21 protein-coding genes and 1 pseudogene are annotated in these 19,393 nt (G+C 71.8%); 8 read left to right on the top strand and 14 right to left on the bottom strand.

Features of this window, described 5'->3' with window-relative positions; all coding sequences use genetic code 11:
- Positions 1-64: 64 nt before the first annotated feature.
- Together ACIBJF_RS33650 and ACIBJF_RS33645 are read left to right on the top strand one after the other, a co-directional pair.
- Positions 65-1,567 (top strand): carotenoid oxygenase family protein, encoded by a 1,503-nt coding sequence (locus ACIBJF_RS33650; RefSeq protein ID WP_399179454.1) that lies wholly within the window; start codon positions 65-67, stop codon positions 1,565-1,567.
- Between the two features lie 28 nt (positions 1,568-1,595).
- Positions 1,596-2,111 carry a DUF664 domain-containing protein gene (locus ACIBJF_RS33645; protein ID WP_399179452.1) on the top strand — a complete coding sequence of 172 codons (516 nt, stop codon included), beginning with the start codon at positions 1,596-1,598 and terminating at the stop codon, positions 2,109-2,111.
- Here the strand turns inward: ACIBJF_RS33645 and ACIBJF_RS33640 are convergent.
- The 9 genes and pseudogenes from ACIBJF_RS33640 to ACIBJF_RS33600 all read right to left on the bottom strand — a co-directional run bounded on the left by ACIBJF_RS33640 (position 2,093) and on the right by ACIBJF_RS33600 (position 9,620).
- Positions 2,093-3,163 (bottom strand): adenosine deaminase, encoded by a 1,071-nt coding sequence (locus ACIBJF_RS33640; protein ID WP_399179450.1) that lies wholly within the window; start codon positions 3,161-3,163, stop codon positions 2,093-2,095. The genes ACIBJF_RS33645 and ACIBJF_RS33640 overlap by 19 nt on opposite strands.
- Before the next feature lie 36 nt (positions 3,164-3,199).
- Positions 3,200-3,595, bottom strand: a complete 396-nt coding sequence (locus tag ACIBJF_RS33635) for a VOC family protein (RefSeq protein ID WP_399179448.1) — start codon at positions 3,593-3,595, stop codon at positions 3,200-3,202.
- Positions 3,596-3,713: 118 nt separating this feature from the next.
- Positions 3,714-4,649 (bottom strand): M48 family metalloprotease, encoded by a 936-nt coding sequence (locus ACIBJF_RS33630; RefSeq protein WP_399179446.1) that lies wholly within the window; start codon positions 4,647-4,649, stop codon positions 3,714-3,716.
- The gene (locus ACIBJF_RS33625; protein WP_351808940.1) at positions 4,646-5,026 is read right to left on the bottom strand and encodes a BlaI/MecI/CopY family transcriptional regulator; all 381 of its coding nucleotides are present in this window, start codon (positions 5,024-5,026) and stop codon (positions 4,646-4,648) included. Before ACIBJF_RS33625 ends, ACIBJF_RS33630 begins: the two co-directional genes overlap by 4 nt.
- Before the next feature lie 142 nt (positions 5,027-5,168).
- Positions 5,169-6,072: pseudogene (locus ACIBJF_RS33620) on the bottom strand (aldo/keto reductase).
- 188 nt (positions 6,073-6,260) lie between these two features.
- Positions 6,261-7,493: an RNA polymerase sigma factor gene (locus ACIBJF_RS33615; protein ID WP_399179444.1), complete on the bottom strand. Its 1,233-nt coding sequence runs from the start codon at positions 7,491-7,493 to the stop codon at positions 6,261-6,263.
- Between the two features lie 125 nt (positions 7,494-7,618).
- Positions 7,619-8,053, bottom strand: coding sequence for an ATP-binding protein (locus tag ACIBJF_RS33610; RefSeq protein ID WP_399179442.1), 435 nt, complete (start codon positions 8,051-8,053; stop codon positions 7,619-7,621).
- A gap of 147 nt (positions 8,054-8,200) precedes the next feature.
- Positions 8,201-8,992 carry a zf-HC2 domain-containing protein gene (locus ACIBJF_RS33605; protein ID WP_399179440.1) on the bottom strand — a complete coding sequence of 264 codons (792 nt, stop codon included), beginning with the start codon at positions 8,990-8,992 and terminating at the stop codon, positions 8,201-8,203.
- Positions 8,993-9,017: 25 nt separating this feature from the next.
- Positions 9,018-9,620 carry a sigma-70 family RNA polymerase sigma factor gene (locus ACIBJF_RS33600; protein WP_399179438.1) on the bottom strand — a complete coding sequence of 201 codons (603 nt, stop codon included), beginning with the start codon at positions 9,618-9,620 and terminating at the stop codon, positions 9,018-9,020.
- Positions 9,621-9,776: 156 nt separating this feature from the next.
- Between ACIBJF_RS33600 and ACIBJF_RS33595 the strand changes: the two genes are divergently transcribed.
- Together ACIBJF_RS33595 and ACIBJF_RS33590 are read left to right on the top strand one after the other, a co-directional pair.
- Positions 9,777-10,286 carry a cupredoxin family copper-binding protein gene (locus ACIBJF_RS33595; protein ID WP_399179436.1) on the top strand — a complete coding sequence of 170 codons (510 nt, stop codon included), beginning with the start codon at positions 9,777-9,779 and terminating at the stop codon, positions 10,284-10,286.
- Positions 10,283-11,272, top strand: a complete 990-nt coding sequence (locus ACIBJF_RS33590; protein ID WP_399179434.1) for a metallophosphoesterase family protein — start codon at positions 10,283-10,285, stop codon at positions 11,270-11,272. Before ACIBJF_RS33595 ends, ACIBJF_RS33590 begins: the two co-directional genes overlap by 4 nt.
- 35 nt (positions 11,273-11,307) lie before the next feature.
- Here the strand turns inward: ACIBJF_RS33590 and ACIBJF_RS33585 are convergent, their stop codons facing one another.
- On the bottom strand, positions 11,308-11,658 hold the full coding sequence (locus tag ACIBJF_RS33585; RefSeq protein ID WP_399179433.1) for a YciI family protein: 351 nt from the start codon (positions 11,656-11,658) through the stop codon (positions 11,308-11,310).
- 112 nt (positions 11,659-11,770) lie between these two features.
- Here ACIBJF_RS33585 and ACIBJF_RS33580 point away from each other — a divergent pair, with 112 nt between their 5' ends.
- On the top strand, positions 11,771-12,808 hold the full coding sequence (locus tag ACIBJF_RS33580; RefSeq protein ID WP_399179431.1) for an acyl-CoA dehydrogenase family protein: 1,038 nt from the start codon (positions 11,771-11,773) through the stop codon (positions 12,806-12,808).
- A 179-nt stretch (positions 12,809-12,987) separates the two neighbouring features.
- Positions 12,988-13,422: an SPW repeat protein gene (locus tag ACIBJF_RS33575; protein WP_351808966.1), complete on the top strand. Its 435-nt coding sequence runs from the start codon at positions 12,988-12,990 to the stop codon at positions 13,420-13,422.
- A 72-nt stretch (positions 13,423-13,494) separates the two neighbouring features.
- Here ACIBJF_RS33575 and ACIBJF_RS33570 read toward each other — a convergent pair whose 3' ends face one another.
- From ACIBJF_RS33570 to ACIBJF_RS33560, 3 genes are all read right to left on the bottom strand, one after another.
- Positions 13,495-14,262, bottom strand: a complete 768-nt coding sequence (locus ACIBJF_RS33570; protein ID WP_399179529.1) for an ArsR/SmtB family transcription factor — start codon at positions 14,260-14,262, stop codon at positions 13,495-13,497.
- A 55-nt stretch (positions 14,263-14,317) separates the two neighbouring features.
- A complete protein-coding gene (locus ACIBJF_RS33565) occupies positions 14,318-14,848 on the bottom strand; it encodes a GNAT family N-acetyltransferase (protein ID WP_399179429.1) in 531 nt (176 codons plus the stop codon).
- 110 nt (positions 14,849-14,958) lie between these two features.
- Complete coding sequence (locus ACIBJF_RS33560) at positions 14,959-16,410, bottom strand: APC family permease (protein ID WP_399179427.1); 1,452 nt, start codon at positions 16,408-16,410, stop codon at positions 14,959-14,961.
- 118 nt (positions 16,411-16,528) lie between these two features.
- On the opposite strand from ACIBJF_RS33560, the gene ACIBJF_RS33555 reads away from it, so the two are divergent.
- Positions 16,529-17,713, top strand: coding sequence for an ROK family protein (locus ACIBJF_RS33555; protein WP_399179425.1), 1,185 nt, complete (start codon positions 16,529-16,531; stop codon positions 17,711-17,713).
- Between the two features lie 105 nt (positions 17,714-17,818).
- Positions 17,819-18,328, top strand: coding sequence for a glycosyl hydrolase 2 galactose-binding domain-containing protein (locus ACIBJF_RS33550; RefSeq protein ID WP_399179423.1), 510 nt, complete (start codon positions 17,819-17,821; stop codon positions 18,326-18,328).
- Positions 18,329-18,343: 15 nt separating this feature from the next.
- On the opposite strand, the gene ACIBJF_RS33545 is transcribed toward ACIBJF_RS33550, so the two are convergent.
- Positions 18,344-19,393, bottom strand: a 1,050-nt coding sequence (locus tag ACIBJF_RS33545; protein WP_399179421.1) for an RNA-guided endonuclease InsQ/TnpB family protein, incomplete at its 5' end; no start/stop codon positions are given.

Here is a 19,393-nt window from a genome sequence, read left to right as displayed (position 1 = left end):
CGGCCGCCCGCCACCGCAGACTCGGGACCGTCGGCCAGGACGACGACGGTCAGGAGGACACGTCATGGCGGAACACACACGGCGGACCGTGCTGCGCGGGACGGCCGGACTCGCGGCGGCGGGCGCACTCACCGGCCTGGGCACCGGCCGGGCGGCGGCCCGCCCCGCAGGCAGGGTGAGGAGCCGCCACTATCCCTTTCTGGAAGGGGCTTTCACGCCGGTGACAGAGGAACTGACGGCCTTCGACCTGCCGGTGACGGGCCGGGTTCCGCGCGAGCTGAACGGCCGCTTCCTGCGCAACGGGCCCAACGTCCTCGGGCTGGAGGACCCCCGGGCCCATCACTGGATGCTCGGCGACGGCATGGTGCACGGCGTCCGGCTGCGCGACGGCCGGGCCGAGTGGTACCGCAACCGCTGGGTGCGCTCCGCGCAGGTCGCGCGGAAGCTGGGCGAGGCGTATCCGGGGCCGGCGCCGGAGGAGGACTTCGCGTGCAACACCCATGTGATCCCGTACCGGGGACGGATCCTCACGCTCCAGGAGGGGGGTCCGCCGCCGTACGAACTCGACGGCGAGCTGGGCACCTTGGGGACGTACGACTTCGCGGGCACGCTGGAGGGCGCGTTCGCCGCGCACACCAAGTTCGACGTGCACGCCGGTGAGCTGCACGCCGTCGCCTACCACGCGACCTGGGACCACGTCCGGCACCTGGTCGTGGACAGCGCCGGGAGGGTCTCCCGCACGACGAGGATCCCGGTGGCGGACGCCCCGATGATGCACGACTTCGCGCTCACCGAGCGGCACGTCGTCCTCTTCGACGTCCCGGTCACCTTCGACGCGGCGGCGGCCGGACGGGGCGCCCCGGTGCCGTACATCTGGAACCGGAAGCATCCGACCCGGGTCGGTGTCATGCGGCGGACCGGCGGGCCGGTGCGCTGGTTCGGGATCGACCCCGTCTTCTATTCGCACACGCTCAACGCCTACGACGAGGGCGGGTCCGTGGTGGTCGACCTGACGACCTACCCGGCGCCGTTCTACGTCGCCGGCCGCGGCTCGGACGGTCCTTACGCCACGGGCACCACGAAACTGGAGCGCTGGACGCTCGATCTGCACCACGGCCGCGTACGGCAGCGGGTGCTGGACGACCGGCCGCAGGAATTCCCGCGGGTGAACGAGTCGCTGGTGTCCCGGCGGCACCGCTACGGCTACACGGCCGCGGCGGCGGGGCTGTCGGCCGCCTATCTGACACCGGACGGCGGCACCCCGCCCGAAGACGCCTTCTCCAACGCGCTCGTCAAGCACGACCTGCTGCGCGGCGCCACCCAGGTGCACCGGCTGCCGAAGGGCGCGGCGGCGGGTGAGGCGGTGTTCGTGCCGCGGGACGCCGGCGCCCACCGCGCGGCCGAGGACGACGGATACGCGATCGCGTACGTCCACAACCCGGACCGCGGTGCCGCCGACCTGGTGATCCTGGCCGCCCAGGACTTCACCGGCGAGCCGGTGGCACGGGTGCACCTGCCCGGGCGGGTGCCGCTCGGCTTCCACGGGAGCTGGATTCCGGACGCGTGAGCGCCCGCTGTTTGGGATGGTGGACGGTATGCACGCAAAGGACATCCTCATCGACGGCTACGGCCGCATCCAGGAAGAAGTCCATGCCGCCCTCGACGGCCTCGGACCGGACGCGCTGCACCACCGCCCGGCCCCCGACGCCAACTCCGTCGCCTGGCTCGTCTGGCATCTCACCCGGGTGCAGGACGACCACGTCGCCGACGCCTTCGACCTCGACCAGGTGTGGCTGTCGCAGGGCTGGGAGAAGCGCTTCGGCCTCGACCTGCCCCGCCACGACACCGGGTACGGGCACAGCCCGGCCAAGGTCGCGAAGGTACGGGTCGAGTCCGCCGACCTGCTCACCGGGTACTACGACGCCGTGCACGAACAGACCCTCGGCGTCCTGCGCGGCCTCGCCGCCAAGGACCTCGAGCGGATCGTGGACGAGCGCTGGGATCCCCCGGTCAGCCTGGGCGTCCGCCTGGTGAGCGTCCTGTCCGACGACCTTCAGCACGTCGGACAGGCCTCCTACCTCAGGGGGCTGATTCAGAGCGCGGCCGCGTAACCCGGCAGGACCACGTCCTCGATGAGGGCCGACCGCTCGTCGAACGGGAGGAAGGCGCTCTTGAGGGCGTTCACGGTGACCGTGCGCAGGTCCTCGACCGTCCAGCCGGCCTCCTCGACCAGCAGGGACATCTCCCGGGTCATCGTCGTCCCCGACACCAGACGGTTGTCGGTGTTGAGGGTGACCCGGAAGCCGAGGTCCTTCAGGGCCGTGATCGGGTGCTCGGCGATCGAGGTGGCGCAGCCGGTCTGCAGGTTGGAGGTGGGGCACATCTCCAGGGCGATCCGGCGGTCGCGCACCCAGGAGGCGAGCCGGCCGAGCTTGCCGTCCACGATGTCCTCGGTCAGGCGCACACCGTGACCGATGCGCTGGGCGCCGCACACCTGCAGGGCCTGGTGGATGCTGGGCAGGCCGTGCGCCTCGCCGGCGTGGATGGTGAAGGGCACGCTCTCGCGGCGCAGATGCTCGAAGGCCTCCAGGTGGTCGGCGGGCGGGAAGCCGTCCTCGGCGCCGGCGATGTCGAAACCGACGACACCGGCGTCCCGGTAGGCGACGGCCAGGTCGGCGGCCTCGCGGACCCGGTCGAACATCCGCATGCCGCACAGCAGGGTGCCGACCCGCACGGGGGTGCCGGCGGCGGCCGCCTTGGCCATGCCGGCGGCCAGCCCCTCCTGCACGGTCTCCACGACCTCGCGCATCGTCAGCCCGCCCCGCGTGTTCAGCTCGGGGGCGTAACGCACCTCGGCGTAGACGACACCGTCGGCGGCGAGGTCCAGCACGTACTCCTCGGCGGTGCGCAGCAGGCCCTCACGGGTCTGCATGACGGCGAGGGTGTGCTCGAAGGTGGCTATGTAGCGGACCAGGTCGCCGGAGTTGGCGGCCTCGAAGTACCAGGCGGCCAGCTCGTCGGGATCGGTGGTGGGCAGGGTGTGACCGATCTCCGCCGCGAGTTCGACGACGCTGGCGGGGCGCAGTCCGCCGTCGAGGTGGTCGTGCAGCACGGCCTTGGGCAGCCGGCGGAGGGTCTCGGTGTCGATGCGGGGCGCGGTCATGGCGTTTCGGTTCCTCGGCAGGTGGTGCGGCGCTGATCAGTGGGCGGCGGGCTGGAGCAGGTCCCAGCGGTTGCCGTACAGGTCCTGGAAGACGGCGACGGTGCCGTACGGCTCGTGCCGCGGCTCCTCCAGGAAGGTCACGCCGACCGCGGTCATCCGGGCGTGGTCGCGGGCGAAGTCGTCGGTGTGCAGGAAGAACCCGACGCGTCCGCCGGTCTGGTCGCCGACGCGGGCCCGCTGGGCCTCGTCCTTGGCGCGGGCCAGCAGCAGTCCGGAGCCGGTATCGGGGCCGCCCGGTTCCACGACGACCCAGCGGGAGCCGTCGGGGCGCGGGGCGTCCTCGGCGAGGCGGAAGCCGAGGGCCTCGGTGTAGAAGCGGATGGCCTCGTCGTAGTCGTCGACGACGAGGGTGACCAGGGCGACGCGTCGCATCGGGACCTTCCGGTGTGGGTGGTTAGCCGGTGAGGTTATACGTAAAACCCAACCGGCGCCAGTCCCGGTCTACGCGCGTTGTCGAGCGGTTTCGTCCAGGTGTCCGGGGCGGATCCGGTCAGGGCCGCTCGTCGCCCTGGGCGACCTCCACCCGGTGGTGGACATCGGCCAGACCGGTGACCGAGGCGGCGCAGGACAGGGCCGTGCAGGCGATGAGGAGCGCGGCGATCGCACGGCCGGTCCGGGGCGCGAGCGGAGCGGCCAGCAGGGCCTGGACGCGCTGCGGGACGGGCCCGGTGGTCGCGGCGGGCGCGAAGTCGGGACGCCCGGGGTGGGCCGAGCGGGCCGACTGTCCGGCGAGGGCCGCGCGGGCGATGGCCCGGGCGGTCAGGCGCCGGTCGCCGACGCTGGCGGCGGCGGCCTCGTCGGCGGCGCGCTCGGCGGCGAGGCGGATGGTCCCGCGGACCGGCCGGAGCGCGGGGTGGCAGTGCGCGGCGAGTTCGGCGGCGGCGAGGAAGTAGTGATGGTGGCCGTCGTTGTGCGCCCGCTCGTGCGCGAACAGCGCCTCTCGCTCGGGACCGTCCAGGCTGCGCAGCATCGCGGTGGTGACGACGATGCGGTGCGGGCGTCCGGGCAGCGCGTAGGCGTCCGGGCGGGGCGAGTCCACCACGCACAGGTCGCCGGCCGAGGGGCCGCTCCCCGCCTCCGTGCGGGCCGCCCGGAAGGCACGGCTCTGGCGCAGCACCGAGCGCACGAGGGTCCAGCCGCAGACGGCGAGCGCGCCCACGGAGGTCGCGGCGGCCGGCAGCACGACGAGGTCCGAGGCGGTGCGCAGCGGGTGGATCAGCTCGCCGAGCGCGGCGAAGAGCGGCACCTTGAACAGCCCGATGAGCACGAACGAGCCGAGCGCCGCCAGGGAGCTGCCGGCGAGGACGACCGCACAGCCGGTCACGGCCCACAGCGCGGCGACCGGGGCCAGCCGGTCCAGGGCCCGGCGGGCCAGGGGCGGCAGGGCCAACGGCAGCAACAGGGGCAGCAGCAGGAGCGCGGTCATCGTTCGTCGGATTCGAGCAGGTCCCGCAGGATCCGTTCGTCGTCGGGGCTGAGCTGGGCGACGAAGCGGGCGAGGACGGTCTCACGGTCGCTGTCCCGGTCCAGTTCGCTGTGCATCCGGCGAGCGGTGAGGCCGTGCGCGTCCTGGACGTCGCGAACCGGGAGGTAGGCGTAGCCGCGGCCCTGACGGTGCCGCTCGACGACGCCCTTGTCGTAGAGCCGGGTGAGGATCGTGGTCACCGTCGTACGGGCCAGGTCGGCGCCGAGGCGCAGCTGGACCTGGCCGGGCGTCTGCGGTCCGCCCGCGGCCCAGAGGGCGGCCATGACGCTCGCCTCGAGCTCACCGGCCGGCCGGCGCTCGTCCTTCGCCTCGGTCATGGAACGTCCCTCACCCCGTGTTCGTGTGCGGCCCCGGCAACCGTCTACACGATAGTAGTCAGTCGAGCCTTGGTACGGCTGTGCCCCCGCACCCATTATGGGAGGGCCGCGGAGACGGACCCCGGGCGGCGGCCCGGGCGGGTCAGTCCGTGCGGAAGTGGAGGGCGTCCAGTCGGGTCAGTTCGTCCGCCGTGAGGCGCAGCGCGCCCGCCGCGACGTTCTGGGCGAGGTGGTCCGGGTCGCCGGTGCCGGGGATGGCGAGCACGTGCGGGCCCTGGTGCAGGGTCCAGGCGATGCGTAGCTGCGCGGGGCTCACACCGTGGGCGCGGGCGATGTCGCGCACCGTGTCGTCGTGGGTGTCGGTCGCGGCCTGCGGTCCGACCTGGCCGGCGACGGCGAAGAAGGGGACGAACGCGATGCCGTGTTCGCCGCAGAGTCGCAGCATCTCGTCGTCGAGGGGTCGGGCCGGTCCACGGCGTAACGGTTCTGCACGCACACCACCGGGGCGATCTCCAACGCCTCGGCGAGGTGGCGCGGTCCGACGCCGGAGATGCCCAGGTGGCGTATCAGGCCGGCCTCGCGCAGTTCGGCGAGCGCGCCGAAGTGCTCGGCGATCGAATCCTGCTCCTGGCGGCGGAAGTTGACGACGTCGAGGTGGTCGCGCCCGAGCTGGCGCAGGTTCTCCTCCACGTGGCCGCGCAGCTGGTCGGGGCGCGCCGCCGCGCCCCACTCGCCGTGGTAGTCCCGGAAGGGGCCGATCTTGGTGGTGATGACCAGGTCCTCGGGGTACGGGGCGAGGGCGGTGTTGATCAGCTCGTTGGCGGAGCGGTGGCGGAGAAGTAGAAGGCGGCGGTGTCGATGTGGTTCACGCCGAGCTCGACGGCCCGGCGCAGCACGGACAGGGAGCGTGCGCGGTCGCTGGGCGTACCGAGGTGGAACGCGGCGCTGCCCGTCAGCCGCATGGCTCCGAAGCCGATGCGGTGGACGGGCAGGTCGCCGAGTTCGAAGGTGCCGGAGGCGTCCGCGGTGATCGGGGCAACGGTCATTCGGCGGAGTTTCGCACATCCGGCCCGCCACGCAAGCGAATTCAGGCCTGCGGCAGGCCGTGGGCCCGCCCGCCGGAGAAGGTCTCGGCGGCGATGCGTGCCCGGGTCCGCTCCGACTCGGTGAAGACATACGGCGCGAGCGGCTTGTCGCGGTCGGTGACGAAGGCGGAGGTTCGCGATGACGTGGGTCACGTCGTCGTCGGGTCGGTCTCCCGTCGGCGCCGCTCCAGGTAGGCCCGCTCGGCCTCGCTCCCGGCCAGCTCGGCGGCCCGGCCGTACTGAGCGGCCGCCTCGGCGGTGCGGCCCAGACGGCGCAGCAGGTCGGCGCGGACGGCGTGCAGCACGTGATACCGGCCGAGGTCCAGGGAGTCGACGAGGTCGAGCGCCCTGGCCGGCCCCTGGATCTCGGCCAGGGCGACCGCACGGTTCAGGGCGACGACCGGGGACGGCGCCACGGCCATGAGCTGGTCGTACAGGCGCAGGATCTGCTCCCAGTCGGTGTCCTCGGCGCTGGGCGCGTCGCTGTGCACGGCGTTGACGGCGGCCTGGATCTGGTAGGGGCCGGGCCGGTTCCGGCGCAGACAGCGGCGGACCAGCTCCTGGCCCTCGGCGATCAGCTCGCGGTCCCACAGCGTGCGGTCCTGCTCGGGCAGCGGGACGAGGACGCCGTCCGCGCCCTGCCGGGCCGGCCGCCGCGACTCGGTCAGCAGCATCAGCGCGAGCAGGCCGGCGACCTCGGGCTCGTCCGGCATCAGCGCGGCCAGCAGCCGGCCGAGGCGGAGCGCCTGCGCACACAGGGCGGGGTCGCCGGTGTAGCCCTCGTTGAAGATCAGGTAGACGACGGCCAGGACGCCGCCGAGCCGCTCGGGCAGGTCGACGTCGCGGGGGACCCGGTACGGGATGCCCGCGTCGCGGATCTTGGCCTTGGCCCGTACCAGCCGCTGGGCGAGGGTTGGCTCCGGCACCAGGAAGGCACGGGCGATCTGGGCGGTGCTCAGGCCGCCGAGCAGGCGCAGGGTGAGGGCGACCCGGGTCTGAAGGGCGAGCGCGGGATGGCAGCAGGTGAAGATGAGGCGGAGCCGGTCGTCCTGCACGGGGCCCTCCTCGGGCGGCTCGGCGGACGCGTGCGGGTCGGGGGTGTACGGGAGGGGCGCGTACAGCCGGGCGGCCTCGGCGTGCCGGGCGTCGCGGGAGGACTCGCGGCGGAGCCGGTCGATGGCCCGGTTGCGTGCGGTGGTGATGATCCAGCCGGCCGGGCTCGGCGGCACGCCGGATTCCGGCCAGGTGCGTACGGCGGTGGTGAACGCCTCCTGCACCGCCTCCTCGGCGAGGTCGATGTCACCGAGGAAGCGGACGAGGACGGACACCGCGCGCCCGTACTCGGCGCGGAAGACGGCCTCGACATCGCCGGTGTCCGGCATGGGCGCCCCTGCCCTCCTGTGCGATCACGCCGCGACCCGGACGACGCCGGCCGTGAGGTGGGGTGCGGCCCGGTGGACGGCGACCGGTCCTGCCGTGACCGGTCGCCAGAAGCGTAGGGGCCCGATCATGCCGAGCACCGCAGACAGGCGCGGACTTCTCGGCCGCCGCGCGTCTGATGGATCTCGGTCGACTGGGCGAGGGAGTCGACGATGCCGGTGCCTCGGCCGTGCTCGTCCGGTGCGACGTCGCGGTGACCGTGCTCGACCGCGGTTCCCGAGTCGCTGACCACGATCTGCAGGGTGCCGTCGTCGAGGACGAGCAGCAGCGTCATGCATTCGCGGCCGTACTGGGCGGCGTTGGCGGCGAGTTCGTCGACGATGAGGACGGCGGAGTCCCGCTCGCTCTCCGGCACGCGCCAGCACTCCAGCAGGTCCGCCGTGAGATGACGAGCCGCGGAGACGTGCGCCTCCTGCGCGGGCAGGGTGAGCATCGCCTGGTGGCGGCAGGACCGGGCGGGAAGTGAGCCGGCACGGGCGGAATCGGTCACGTACATGGTCATCTGGCTCTTCTGCGTCGGAACCTGGGTGTGAGCACTCATTCAGTTCTACGGGCGACGAGCGCAGATGGTTCGAGCGATTCGCCCTTTTTGTTCCGCTTCTTGGGCGTGAGTCGGCTACTCGGCGGTGGCCCGTGCGGCCCACCCTTCTCACGCCCGGATCGTGACCAGCTTCTGGCCGTTGCCGGCGATGATCTCGAAGTGCTCGATGGCCGCCGGGGACAGGGGGACCGCCCCGGGCACGGTGGTCCCGGGCGGGTAGGTGCCGGCGCGCCAGGTGGCGGCGTCCGCCCTGGTGCCACCGGGCCCGACCGCCTGCAGCCGGCAGGTGATTCCCGCGGGCGCCCCATGGGCGGAGACCTCCAGCACACTGCCCCAGGCCGAGGGGGAGACCCGCACCGAAGCGGTGACGCCGGTCGCCGGATCGCTTCCGGAGAAGGTGCGCGTCGGAGCCGGCGCGGTCGGTCCGGGCGGTGTCCCCTGACCGACCACGGATCCACCGATGGCCAGCCATGTGCCGCCGGCCGCCGCCCCGGCGACCAGTGCCAGCGAGGCGGCCGCACCGGCCAGTTGCAGCCGCCAGGTCCTGCGGTGCCTGGCGGCGGCCTGCTGCAGCATCCGGTCGAGCAGTCCCGTCCCCGAATCCCGGGGCGACGCGGCCGTGCCGGGCGCCGCCTCGGGCGGGCCCCCGGCGCTCTCCGCCGCCCGCCGCACCAGCCGATCGGCCGGGTCCTCGTCGCCGAGCGGCACGGGCCGGCCCTCGGCTTCCGCCGCGGTGACCGTCGCGAGCAGCGCCGGCAGTCCGGCCAACTCGGCGTGTTCCGCCCTGCACTCGTCGCATTCCGCGAGGTGCGCACGCACCCGTTCCGTCTCCGCCGGGGACAGCGTGCCCAGGACATATCCTCCCAGCGCCAACCGGAGGGCGTCGTGGTCCGCGTTCATGGCAGGCACCTCCTCCATGCCGTGGTCATGGCTCGAAGCCTCGCTCCCGCAATGCCAGCCGGAGGGCGTGCAGGGCGTAGTACGTCCGCGACTTGACGGTGCCCGGCGGGATGCCCAGCACCTCCGCGGCCTCCGCCACGGTCCGGCCCCGGTAGTACGTCTCCAGCAGCACGGCGCGGTGGTCCGGGGACAGCGCCCGGATGGCCTCGGCCACGGCCCAGCTCTGCAGCGCCTGCTCGATCCGGTCCTCGCCCGGCGTCCGCTCCGCGACCCGCTCCAGGGCCTCGCCGCCCACCTCCGCCGGCCGCGCCTGCCGAGCCCGGTGCGTGTCGATGACCAGGCGCCGGGCGACCGTGCACAGCCAGGCGCGCGCCGGACCGCGTGCGGGTTCGAACGCGGCGGGGTGCTGCCATGCCCGCAACAACGTCTCCTGCACGACATCCTCGGCCCACTGCCGGTCTCCTGACGTCAGTCGCAGTACGTAGTGGAACAGAGGGCCTGCGTGCTCGGCGTACAGAGCCCGGAGCAGTTCCTCGTCCGTGGTCGAAAGGGTCCCGCTACCCGAGACACGGCGCCCGGAGCGTTGGGGATCGGCCGTTTCACCACGTTTTCGGGCACTCCATGGCATAAGCAGATCATCACGCATACACGCCTGTTTGTCGTGCCATAACCGCTGACTTCCGGGAAGTCCGGCAAAAGATGCGTATCCACCGAACCATCCGACATCCCTTCCCGTGAAACCAGGCATGAGCCGTCCCACCCGGCATCACCTGATCAGTGGGGAATGAACATCATGTACGTCAACTACCGCCCTCTGGGCCGCCGTTCGCGCTCCGCGGCCGGGCTGGCCGTCGCCGGCGCCGGTGTACTGGGTCTCCTGAGCGCGTGCGGCCCGTCGCCCCGTTCCGCGGACCCCGGCGCCCTCACACCCGGCCCGCGTCAGCACCAGCCGAGCGGGAGGGCCGGCGCCTCGGCGAAGCCCGGCACCCCCATGCCCATGACCTCCCCGGGCAGGAGCGCGGCCGCCACACCGGTGTCGGCGAACGCCGTGGCGATCAAGAACTTCGCGTTCGCCCCGGCCACGCTGAAGATCAAGGCGGGCACGACGGTGACCTGGACCAATCAGGACACCGACGCCCACACCGTCACCAGCTCCGGCTCGGGCGGCCCGCTGCACTCGCCCACCCTCGCCACGCACGGCACCTACACCTACACGTTCACCAAGCCCGGCAGCTACGCCTACGTCTGCACCATCCATCCGTTCATGACCGGCACCGTGGAGGTGACCTCATGACCTCGTACGACGACCACCAGAGCCCGGCCCCGATCACGGACGACGACGAACCCACCTCCGAACACGGCATGACGCGCCGTCAACTCATGCGGCACGCGGGATGGTTCGGCGGGGCCGTCGTGCTCACCGTGGCCGGCGGAGAGGTGGTCAGCCATGTCGCCGGCTCCCGGGACGCCCTCGCCGGGGCCGCCGCGGCACCGGGCGGTCCACTGCGGTTCGTGCAGGTCTCCGACAGTCACATCGGCTTCCAGGGCCCGGCCAACACGGACGTGGTCCGCTCGTTCACCGAAGCGATCCATCAGGTCAACGGGCTCGGGTTCAGGCCAGACTTCGTCATGCACAGCGGCGACCTGACCCACCTGTCCACGACAGGACAGTTCGACCAGGTCAGGCAGATGATGACCGGGCTGCGGACGGACCGTGTCTTCACCGTGCCGGGCGAGCACGACTCCATCGGTGACGCGGGCCGCGCCTACCGGCGGATCTTCGGCAAGGGCACGCTCGGCGACGGCTGGTACAGCTTCGACACCCACGGCGTGCACTTCCTCGCCCTGGTCAACACCCTGAGCCTGGAGAAGCTCGGTCACCTCGGCACCGAGCAGATCGATTTCGTCCGCAAGGACCTCGCGGGCCTGCCGTCGGACACCCCCGTCGTCGTCTTCAGCCACATCCCGCTGTTCGCCATGTACCCGAAGTGGGGCTGGAGCACGGACGACGCGCTGAAGGTGATCGCACTGCTGCGCCGCTTCTCCTCGGTGACCTGCCTCAACGGACACGTGCACCAGCTGTTCACCAAGACGGAGGGCAACATCACCTTCCACTCCGCCACGACCACCGCCTACCCGCTGCCCAAGCCGGGGCGGGCGCCCGCCCCCACTCCCCAGGTCGTGCCCGCCCGGCAGCTGAAGGACGCGCTCGGCATCCGCAGCGTGGGCTACCGGCGGGGCGACCAGCAGCTGGCGGTCAAGGACGAGAGGCTGACATGAACCGCGGGAGACGCCTCGCCCCGGCAGGGACGAGGCTAGTGCTGGTCCACGAAGGGCCGTACCTCGATGGGCAGCGTCGTGGCGAGGGCGGCCTTGCGGCCCCACTCCAGCGCCTCGTCCAGGTCCGCGGCCCTGATCAGGCACAGACCGCCCAGATACTCCTTGCCCTCGGCGTAGGGCCCGTCGGTGATCAAGACATCGCCGTCCTTGGGACGGAGCACGGTGGCGGTCTCCGGGCCGTGCAGGCCGCCGGCGAACACCCATGCTCCCGCGGCGCGCAGCTCGTCGTTGAAGGCCTCGACGTCGCGCATGATCGCGGCGAGCGCGTCGGGGGCGGGCGGGGTCACGCCGGTCGGCTGGACCACGCTGAGCAGGTAGTACTTCATGGTGTCCTCCTCGGTGACTTCAGGGTCTCTCGGATGCGAGACACCTCCTACACGAACGGCCGCCCCCGGATTCGACACGGCGCCGGAAGAAATCTTCGAAAGAATCTTCCGTATGACAGCCACCACGCCGCATCCGCTCATCGACCGCGCCCACCGGCTCGCCACGGACCTGCTGATCCCCGAGGCGGAGCGGGTCGACCGGGAGGGCGTGCCCGCGAGTCACATCGAGGCCGTGAAGCGGTCCGGGCTGCTCGGGGCGGGCGCTCCGGTCGCGTACGGAGGCTCCGGCGCGCCACCGAACGTGGTCCGCCGGATCGCGGAGATCCTGTCCGGGGCGTGCTGTGCGACATGGTTCGTGCAGACCCAGCACCACACGCCGGTGCAGACCCTGGTCCAGAGCGAACTCCCCGTTCGTGAGCGGCTGTTGGGCCCGCTGTCGCGAGGGGAGTCGCTGTCCGGGGTGGCGTACGCGCATCTGCGGTCGTATCCGCGCGTCCCGGTGCGGGTCCGCCGGGCGGGCGACGGCTGGCGGTTCGACGGGACCGTGCCCTGGTACACCGGCTGGGGCCTGAACGACGTGATGCTGCTCGCCGGGACGACCGACGCCGGCGAGGTGCTGTTCGCGTTCACCGAGGCACGCGAACAGCCGGGACTGCGGGCCTCGGAGCCGATGCGTCTCGCGGCGCTCACCGCCGCGCGCACGGTGTCACTGGAGCTGGCCGGGCTGTGGCTCCCCGAGGAGGCGGTGGCCCTGCGGGCGCCGTACGAGCGGTGGGCGCCCGGGGACCGGGCCAGGACGCTGGGCGCGAGCCCGGCGGTGTTCGGCGTCGCGGAGGCCGCCCTGTCCCTGCTGGACGCGGAGACGGCCGCCCCGCTCACGGCCCGGCTGTCCGACGTCCGCCGCCGCGCCTACGCCCTGGCGGACGACCCGGCGCCGCTGGAGCGGGTCGCGGAACGACTGGCGGTGCGCGCCGAGGCGTACGAGGTGCTCCGCACGGCCACCACGGCGGCGGTGGTGGCCGGCGGCGGCCGCTCGATGGCCCTGACGAGCCGCGCCCAGCGCCTCGCCCGGGAGGCGCTGTTCCTCCTGGTACAGGGCCAGACCGCGGAGACCCGCACGGCGCATCTACGGATGCTGGCGGGGGCGTGAGGCGGCGGCGCTACGGACGGGCAGCCTCCGACGGCCTGGCCCGCTTCGAGCGGCCCGGTCACCGTACCGACACAGACCCACATATAAAGAAAGAATAAGAGCAAACTGGGAACACGTGGTGTGTAACGGCATACACCGCACCAGACGCGGTCTGGCCTGCAAGTCAAAGGAGACGAGTTATGGCCAACCTGCACAGGGGTGACATATCAACCCACCCCGATGTCTCCGAAATGCGGGAACGCTACGCCCGCATGCTCGGCGGTCGTGATGTGGCGCTCGTGGACGGTCCGGTCTTCCTGCTCGGCCTCTACTGCGCGGCATCTCCGTGGATAGTGCACTACACGACGAGCCAGCCCGCGCTCATGACCCACAACCTGATCATGGGCATAGCGATAGGTCTGCTGGCACTGGGATTCACCCGGGCCCCCGAGCGGATGTACGGCCTCAGCTGGGCCATGTGCGCCATGGGCATCTGGTTGATCATCGCCCCCTGGATCGTGGGCAGCGGCCCGGACCAGGGCGTGATCATCAACAACGTCATCATCGGCGCACTGGCGCTCGTACTCGGCCTGGTCTGCGCCGGTACGGCGGCGCGGAGCACCACCAGGCCGTAACAGGAGACGCACGGAAAGGAAGAACTACGTGGGGCCGGTCCGCCCGGGCGGACCGGCCCCCATCGCGTCCGCTCAGCGCCCCGGCACCAGCCAGGGCTCCTGCGGCAGGGTCCGGCCGGTCTCCAGCAGGGACTTGAGGTTGGACAGCACGGCCGGCCAGCCGGAGGCGACGTCCGAGCGCTCGCCCTCGTCGTTGAGGTCCTCGTGGACGACGGTGAGCCGGACGATGTCCTCGTACGGGCGGATCTCGAAGGTGACGCGGGAGTGCCGCTCCTCCTGGCCCTCCTGGTCGGGCGCGGCCCACGTGGTGACCAGCCGGGTCGGCGGCTCGCTCTCCACCACCCTGCCGACCACGTCGGCGATGCCGGAGCCGTCGGTGCGCACATGCGCCCAGCGGGACCCGGGCCGCCAGTCGGACTCGTTGCGGTGCCCCCAGTAGGCGCCGGTCAGGTCGGCGTCGGTGAGCGCCTCCCATACCTTCTCGGGGGTGCTCGCGATGTAGGTGACGTACACGAAACTCGGCTTGTCGGTCATGGCTTCCTCGGCTCGTCGCTTCAGGGCGCCGAGCGCGCTCAGGCGCGGGCGCTCGAACTTCTCGATCCACCGCTCCTGGATCTCGTGGAGCGGTACGGGGTTGAGGTAGTGCAGCTTTTCCCGCCCCCGCCGCACCGTGCTGATCAGATTGGCGGCCTCCAGGACCGCCAGATGCTGGGTCACCGACTGGCGCGTCATGGCGATGCGCTCGCACAGCTCACCCAGGGTCTGGCCGTTGTTCTCGCGGAGCCGGTCCAGCAGGCGTCTGCGCGTGTCGTCCGCCAGCGCCTTGAAGACCTTGTCCATCCCGGTGTCGTCTTCTGATTGCACACTCAACGTTATGCAGGCAATTACTTGCATGTCAAGGAAGCGGTGGCACGACCGCCTCGACGCGGAAGGACAGCCACACGTCCGGGGGCAGTCCGGGACGCTGCGGCACCGGCCGGAGTTCGCGGGTCCAGGCGTCCCCGGCGAGGTCCGAGGCGACCCGGTGCCAGAAGGCCACGGCGGCCGGGTTGTCCTGCTGAAAGGCGACCTCCCACGGCCCGGGATGGCGGGTGACCACAGCGCGCACGGCCCGCAGCCCGACACGTCCGCGCCGCACCCCGCGCGCCACGAAGAAGCTGTTCAGCACCCGCACCGGACCGTCGAGTCCGCGCACGAACGCGAAGCCGGCCGGGTGCGTGCCGCACTCGAACAGGTAGGGCGCCCAGTCGGGAAGGGTGAAGGCGCTCTCGACCCGCTCGTCGCGAAAGGTGCCGTCGGGGGCGGGCAGGACGCACCGGAAGGCGGAGAGGTCATGGCGGAACATCAGCCACAGCCGCTCCACGGTGGGCCGGTCCTCGGCGGTCGCGGGGCGGACGGTGACATCGGGAAGGGCGGTGTCGGTCATGAACGAAAGCCTCCCCGGCGGACGCGGGTCCGGGCCGGGGAGGCTTGCGAAGACTGCCGTAACTCTAGCCCATCACTGGTCAGTTGGTCATGACACGGCGGCGACGTCGGTCATGCCACGGGGGCGACGTCCGGGTCCGTGCCCGCCAGGTACTCCTCGCTGATCTCCCGCTCCCCGAACGGCCACACCTTCTCCAGCCGCGCCCACACGACGAAGGCCACACAGCCGAGGGCCAGCCAGGCCAGGGACCACTCGATGGGGTGGCGGCCCGGGGAGTTCTTGTCGGCGTAGCCGTAGATCACGCACCAGCCGGCGAAGGCGACGATGCTCGGCAGCGGGTAGAGCCACATCCGGTACGGCCGGCCCAGGCCCGGCTGGCGTTTGCGCAGCACGGTCAGGGCGACGATCTGGGCGAGCGCCTGCACGATCACCATGACCGTCGTGAGCAACTGGATCAGTGTCGCGAGGTCGGTGTGCCGGCCGATCAGGAAGCCGATGGCCGTGATCACCCCCATCGTCGCGAGGCCCAGCATGGGGAAGCGGTGCTTGGGGTGCAGTTTCTCGTACGGCCGGAAGAAGACGCGGTCGCGGGCGGCGTCGTAGGGCACCCGGGAACCGCCCAGCAGCCCGGTGAAGACCGAGGCGAACGCGGTGACCAGGATCAGCACGGTCACCGTGTCGGCGGCGCCCTTGCCCCAGGTCTTCTCCAGCACCGCCGAGGCGACCGAGGTGGCGGCGATGTCGTGCGGGTCGGCCATCCGGTGCCAGTCGATGATCCCGAGGGTGCCGATCTGGAGGAGCAGGTAGATCGCCATGATGCCGAGGATGGAGAAGAGGATCGAGCGCGGGAGGGTACGGCCCGGGTCCTTGATCTCGGCGCCCATGTACGCGGTGGTGTTGTAGCCGAGGTAGTCGTAGATGCCGATGGTCAGGCCCGCGGCGAAGCCGAGCCAGAAGTGGTCGCTCGTCAGGTCGAAGGCGCCCGAGGGGTAGGTGAAGGCCAGGTGCGGGCTGAAGTCGGTGGCCGCGGCCACGATCACCAGCAGCACCGAGGCGATCATCACCGCCCACATCACGGCGGTGATGCGGGCGATGTGCTCGATGCCGCGCCAGAGCAGGAGCACGACCAGGGCGATGATGCCGAGGCCGATCAGGTCGCCGGCCGTCTGCCCGAGGTCCGGGGCCAGATAGCCCAGGTACTGGACGAAGCCGACCACGCCCGTGGACATGATCAGCGGGATGAAGAGCATCGCCGTCCACACGAAGAGGAACGGCATCAGCCGGCCGGTGCGGTACTGGAAGGCCTGGCGCAGATAGACGTAACTGCCGCCGGAGCCGGGCATCGAGGCGCCCAGTTCGGCCCAGACCAGTCCGTCGCACAGCGCGAGGACGGCGCCCGCGACGAAGCCGATGACCGCCTGCGGGCCGCCGAACGCGGTGACCATGAGCGGGATCGTCACGAACGGCCCGATGCCGCACATCTGGCTCATGTTGATGGCCGTGGCCTGGAACAGGCCTACACGGCGGACGAAACCACCCGAGGGTGGCGGGCTACCGGACATGGGGACTCCTGACGCCACGGGCGCGCTCGACGGCACCCGGCGGGCTGACTGGCCGATAAAGTTAAGGAGCCTTACTAGAGCCGTCAAGTATGCGCCGGGAATACATGAGAATGGTCCGATGACCGTCAGTGACGCCGAAGAGCAGCAGGAACAACCCTGGAGCCGCCGACGGCTGCGCAGCACCAACGAGCGGCTGCTGCTGGACCGGCTGCGCGCGCTCGGCGCGGCGTCGCGCGCCCAACTGGCCCGGGAGACGGGCCTTTCGAAGCCGACGGTCTCCAGCGCGCTGGCCTCCCTGGAGGCGGCCGGACTCGTGCACGAGGTGGGCACCCACGCCCCGGAGCGCGGGCGCACCGCCGTGCTCTACGCCCCCGACCCGGCCGCCGGGTACGCGCTCGGCGTGGACATCGGGCGGGGCTGGCTGCGGGTGGCGGTGGTCGACCTGGACGGCGCGGTCGTCGCCCGCACGGACGTACGCAACCGGACCCGCGCCTCCGCCGCGCTGGCCGACCTGGTCGTGGGCACGGCCCGGCAGGTGATCGCGGGTTCGGGTGTGGACCCGGCAGAGGTGGTGCACGGGGTGGTCGGCACGCCCGGTGTCTACGACGAGAAGCAGCGGCGGGTGCGGTACGCGATGCATCTGCCGGGCTGGGGGCGCGCGGGGCTCGTGGACCGGATGCGCGAGGAGCTGGGCGTACCGCTGGAGGTGCACAACGACGCCAACCTGGCGGCGCTCGGCGAGTACACGTACGGCGTCGGCACGGGCAGCCGGCTCTTCGCCTACATCCTGATCGGCACCGGCCTCGGCATGGGCGTCGTCAGCGAGGGACGGCTGTTCACGGGGGCGCACGGGCTGGCCGGCGAGATCGGCTTCCTGCCCTGGCCGGGCCGGCAGAAGCCGGAACGGCTGGAGGACGCGGTGTCCGGGGTGGCCGTGGTGGAGGCCGCCCGGGAGTTCGGGATGCGCGGGCAGCTCACGGCGAAGGCCGTCTTCGACGCGGCCCGGCAGGGCGATCCGGCCGCTCTGCGCGCGGTGGAACTGGAGGCCGAGCGGATCGCGCACACCGTGGCGGCGGCCGCAGCCGTGCTCGACCCGGATCTAGTGGTGCTCGGCGGCGGGGTCGGCCACAGCGTCGACCTGCTGCTGCGGCCGGTCCAGGAGCAGGTGCGCGCCCTCACCCCGCTGCGGCCGCGGATCGCGCCGAGCCGGCTCGGCGAGGACGCGGTGCTGCTCGGCGCGGTGGCGACGGCGCTGGACACGGCGCGGGACCTGGTGTTCGAGCGCAGGACGGCCGGAACCTGACCCCGTCAACGGCCACTACGGCGACGCTCGTTGACACGGCCCGCGCGGCCCCCTAGCTTGAGCCGAGTTAGTAAAGTTTCCTAACTTTACGAGCCCGGAGCTCCCATGTTCCCTCGCCCCGCCCTCGTACGCCGGTACGCCGTCACCGCGCTGGTCCTCGGCCTGCTCGGCTCCCTCACCGGCGGCACCTGGACCGGCGCCCGGCAACCGGCACCAGCGCACGGGCCCGCCCGGACCACCCTGGTCCCCTCCGCGGCCGGCGCCGAGACACCGCTCGCGGGGTACGCCATCCAGTCCTCGGCGAAGGTGGGCGACTCGCCGGCCGCCATCTCCTCCCCGGGCTATCCGGCGACGGGGTGGTATCCGGCGAGCCCGCGCTCCACGGTCCTGGCCGCGCTGCTCGCCGACGGCGTGTACGCCGACCCCTTCTACTCCACCAACCAGCAGAAGATCCCCAAGGCCGACTTCCAGGTTCCCTGTGGTACCGCTCGGACTTCACCGTCCCGGACACCGCGGCGCACTTTCCTCGACTTCAGCGGGGTGATCTCGGCGGCGGACGTCTATTTGAAGGCTCCCCTCCCTGAAGGGAGGGGATGCGTCGCCCTCCAGGGCTGAGCGGGGATTTACGGCTCAGGCCGCCACCGGAGCCGGCGGCTCAGGTGGTCTTACGCCCTCGACACCGTCCGGGTTCCAACCTGCCCGGACCAGCATCACGCGGGCGGAGTTCTTGTCCCTGGGGGACACGGCTCCACACACGGTGCAGGCATACGTTCTCATCGACAGAGGCAGTGCGTGCTTGGTTCTCGCTCCGCACGTGGCACAGTCCATCGTGGTGTGCGCCGGGTGCACGAGACGGACGTCCCGCCCGTGCTTGCGGCCCATCTCGACCAGGGCACGCTTCGTCGCGGCGATGGCGGCATCGGCCGCCTTGCGGGCCATGGTGGTCTTCGCCAGGAACTTCGGCCTGAAGTCCTCCACCGCAACCCCGTCGTGGCCGCGCATCACCCGCTTGGCCCACTTGCGGGCGGTGTCCTCCCGCTGCCTCGCCACCTTCTTGTGCAGCTTCGCCGCCTGGGCTTGCGCCTGCCGGTAGCCGGCGGATGCGGGCTGTCCCTTGGGAGGCCGGCGCCGGGCCATCATCCGCTGGTACCTCGCCAGCCGCTGCGCGGCCCGCTTGCCGTGCTCGGCATGGGGGAGGTCGTAGGCGTCGTCGGTGGTGGTGGCGGTCTCCGTCACACCCCAGTCCACCCCGAGGACGCGGCCGGTCTCAGAGAGCGGCTGAACCTGAGCCGGGACGACGAAGGACGCATACCAGTGTCCGAGGCTGTCCTGGTACACCCGCACACTCGACGGGTCGGCCGGAAGGTCCCGCGACCACACCACCCTCAGCACGATCCGGCCCGCCAGGTGCAGGCGGCCGTCCTTGAGGCGGAAACCGCGCTTGGTGTAGTTCAGGCTGCACCGCGTCTCCCGCTTCTTCTTGAAGCGGGGCATCCCGGCCCGCCGGTGCATGGGAAGCCGGTCCTTGATGTCCTTCAGCGCGTTGGCACGGGACTTGGCAAAGTCGCGTATCACCTGCTGCTGCGGCACCGACGCGCCCTCAGCCAGCCATGGCGTCACCCTGCGGGCCTCGGTCAGCATCTTGTCGAGCTGAGCCGGACCACACGTCAGCTTCTCGCC

The sequence above is a fragment of the Streptomyces sp. NPDC050743 genome (genome assembly GCF_044456925.1).
Taxonomy (GTDB): domain Bacteria; phylum Actinomycetota; class Actinomycetes; order Streptomycetales; family Streptomycetaceae; genus Streptomyces.
The sequence above is the reverse complement of the archived record's forward strand: the minus strand, read 5'-3'. Positions and strand labels throughout refer to the sequence as shown.

Excerpts from the sequence above, each read along its gene's own strand:
- ACIBJF_RS33650 (WP_399179454.1), top strand. The coding sequence starts at position 65 with ATGGCGGAACACACACGGCGGACCGTGCTGCGCGGGACGGCCGGACTC.
- ACIBJF_RS33645 (WP_399179452.1), top strand. The coding sequence starts at position 1,596 with ATGCACGCAAAGGACATCCTCATCGACGGCTACGGCCGCATCCAGGAA.
- ACIBJF_RS33640 (WP_399179450.1), bottom strand. The coding sequence starts at position 3,163 with ATGACCGCGCCCCGCATCGACACCGAGACCCTCCGCCGGCTGCCCAAG.
- ACIBJF_RS33635 (WP_399179448.1), bottom strand. The coding sequence starts at position 3,595 with ATGCGACGCGTCGCCCTGGTCACCCTCGTCGTCGACGACTACGACGAG.
- ACIBJF_RS33630 (WP_399179446.1), bottom strand. The coding sequence starts at position 4,649 with ATGACCGCGCTCCTGCTGCTGCCCCTGTTGCTGCCGTTGGCCCTGCCG.
- ACIBJF_RS33625 (WP_351808940.1), bottom strand. The coding sequence starts at position 5,026 with ATGACCGAGGCGAAGGACGAGCGCCGGCCGGCCGGTGAGCTCGAGGCG.
- ACIBJF_RS33615 (WP_399179444.1), bottom strand. The coding sequence starts at position 7,493 with ATGCCGGACACCGGCGATGTCGAGGCCGTCTTCCGCGCCGAGTACGGG.
- ACIBJF_RS33610 (WP_399179442.1), bottom strand. The coding sequence starts at position 8,053 with ATGACCATGTACGTGACCGATTCCGCCCGTGCCGGCTCACTTCCCGCC.
- ACIBJF_RS33605 (WP_399179440.1), bottom strand. The coding sequence starts at position 8,992 with ATGAACGCGGACCACGACGCCCTCCGGTTGGCGCTGGGAGGATATGTC.
- ACIBJF_RS33600 (WP_399179438.1), bottom strand. The coding sequence starts at position 9,620 with ATGCCATGGAGTGCCCGAAAACGTGGTGAAACGGCCGATCCCCAACGC.
- ACIBJF_RS33595 (WP_399179436.1), top strand. The coding sequence starts at position 9,777 with ATGAACATCATGTACGTCAACTACCGCCCTCTGGGCCGCCGTTCGCGC.
- ACIBJF_RS33590 (WP_399179434.1), top strand. The coding sequence starts at position 10,283 with ATGACCTCGTACGACGACCACCAGAGCCCGGCCCCGATCACGGACGAC.
- ACIBJF_RS33585 (WP_399179433.1), bottom strand. The coding sequence starts at position 11,658 with ATGAAGTACTACCTGCTCAGCGTGGTCCAGCCGACCGGCGTGACCCCG.
- ACIBJF_RS33580 (WP_399179431.1), top strand. The coding sequence starts at position 11,771 with ATGACAGCCACCACGCCGCATCCGCTCATCGACCGCGCCCACCGGCTC.
- ACIBJF_RS33575 (WP_351808966.1), top strand. The coding sequence starts at position 12,988 with ATGGCCAACCTGCACAGGGGTGACATATCAACCCACCCCGATGTCTCC.
- ACIBJF_RS33570 (WP_399179529.1), bottom strand. The coding sequence starts at position 14,262 with ATGGACAAGGTCTTCAAGGCGCTGGCGGACGACACGCGCAGACGCCTG.
- ACIBJF_RS33565 (WP_399179429.1), bottom strand. The coding sequence starts at position 14,848 with ATGACCGACACCGCCCTTCCCGATGTCACCGTCCGCCCCGCGACCGCC.
- ACIBJF_RS33560 (WP_399179427.1), bottom strand. The coding sequence starts at position 16,410 with ATGTCCGGTAGCCCGCCACCCTCGGGTGGTTTCGTCCGCCGTGTAGGC.
- ACIBJF_RS33555 (WP_399179425.1), top strand. The coding sequence starts at position 16,529 with ATGACCGTCAGTGACGCCGAAGAGCAGCAGGAACAACCCTGGAGCCGC.
- ACIBJF_RS33550 (WP_399179423.1), top strand. The coding sequence starts at position 17,819 with ATGTTCCCTCGCCCCGCCCTCGTACGCCGGTACGCCGTCACCGCGCTG.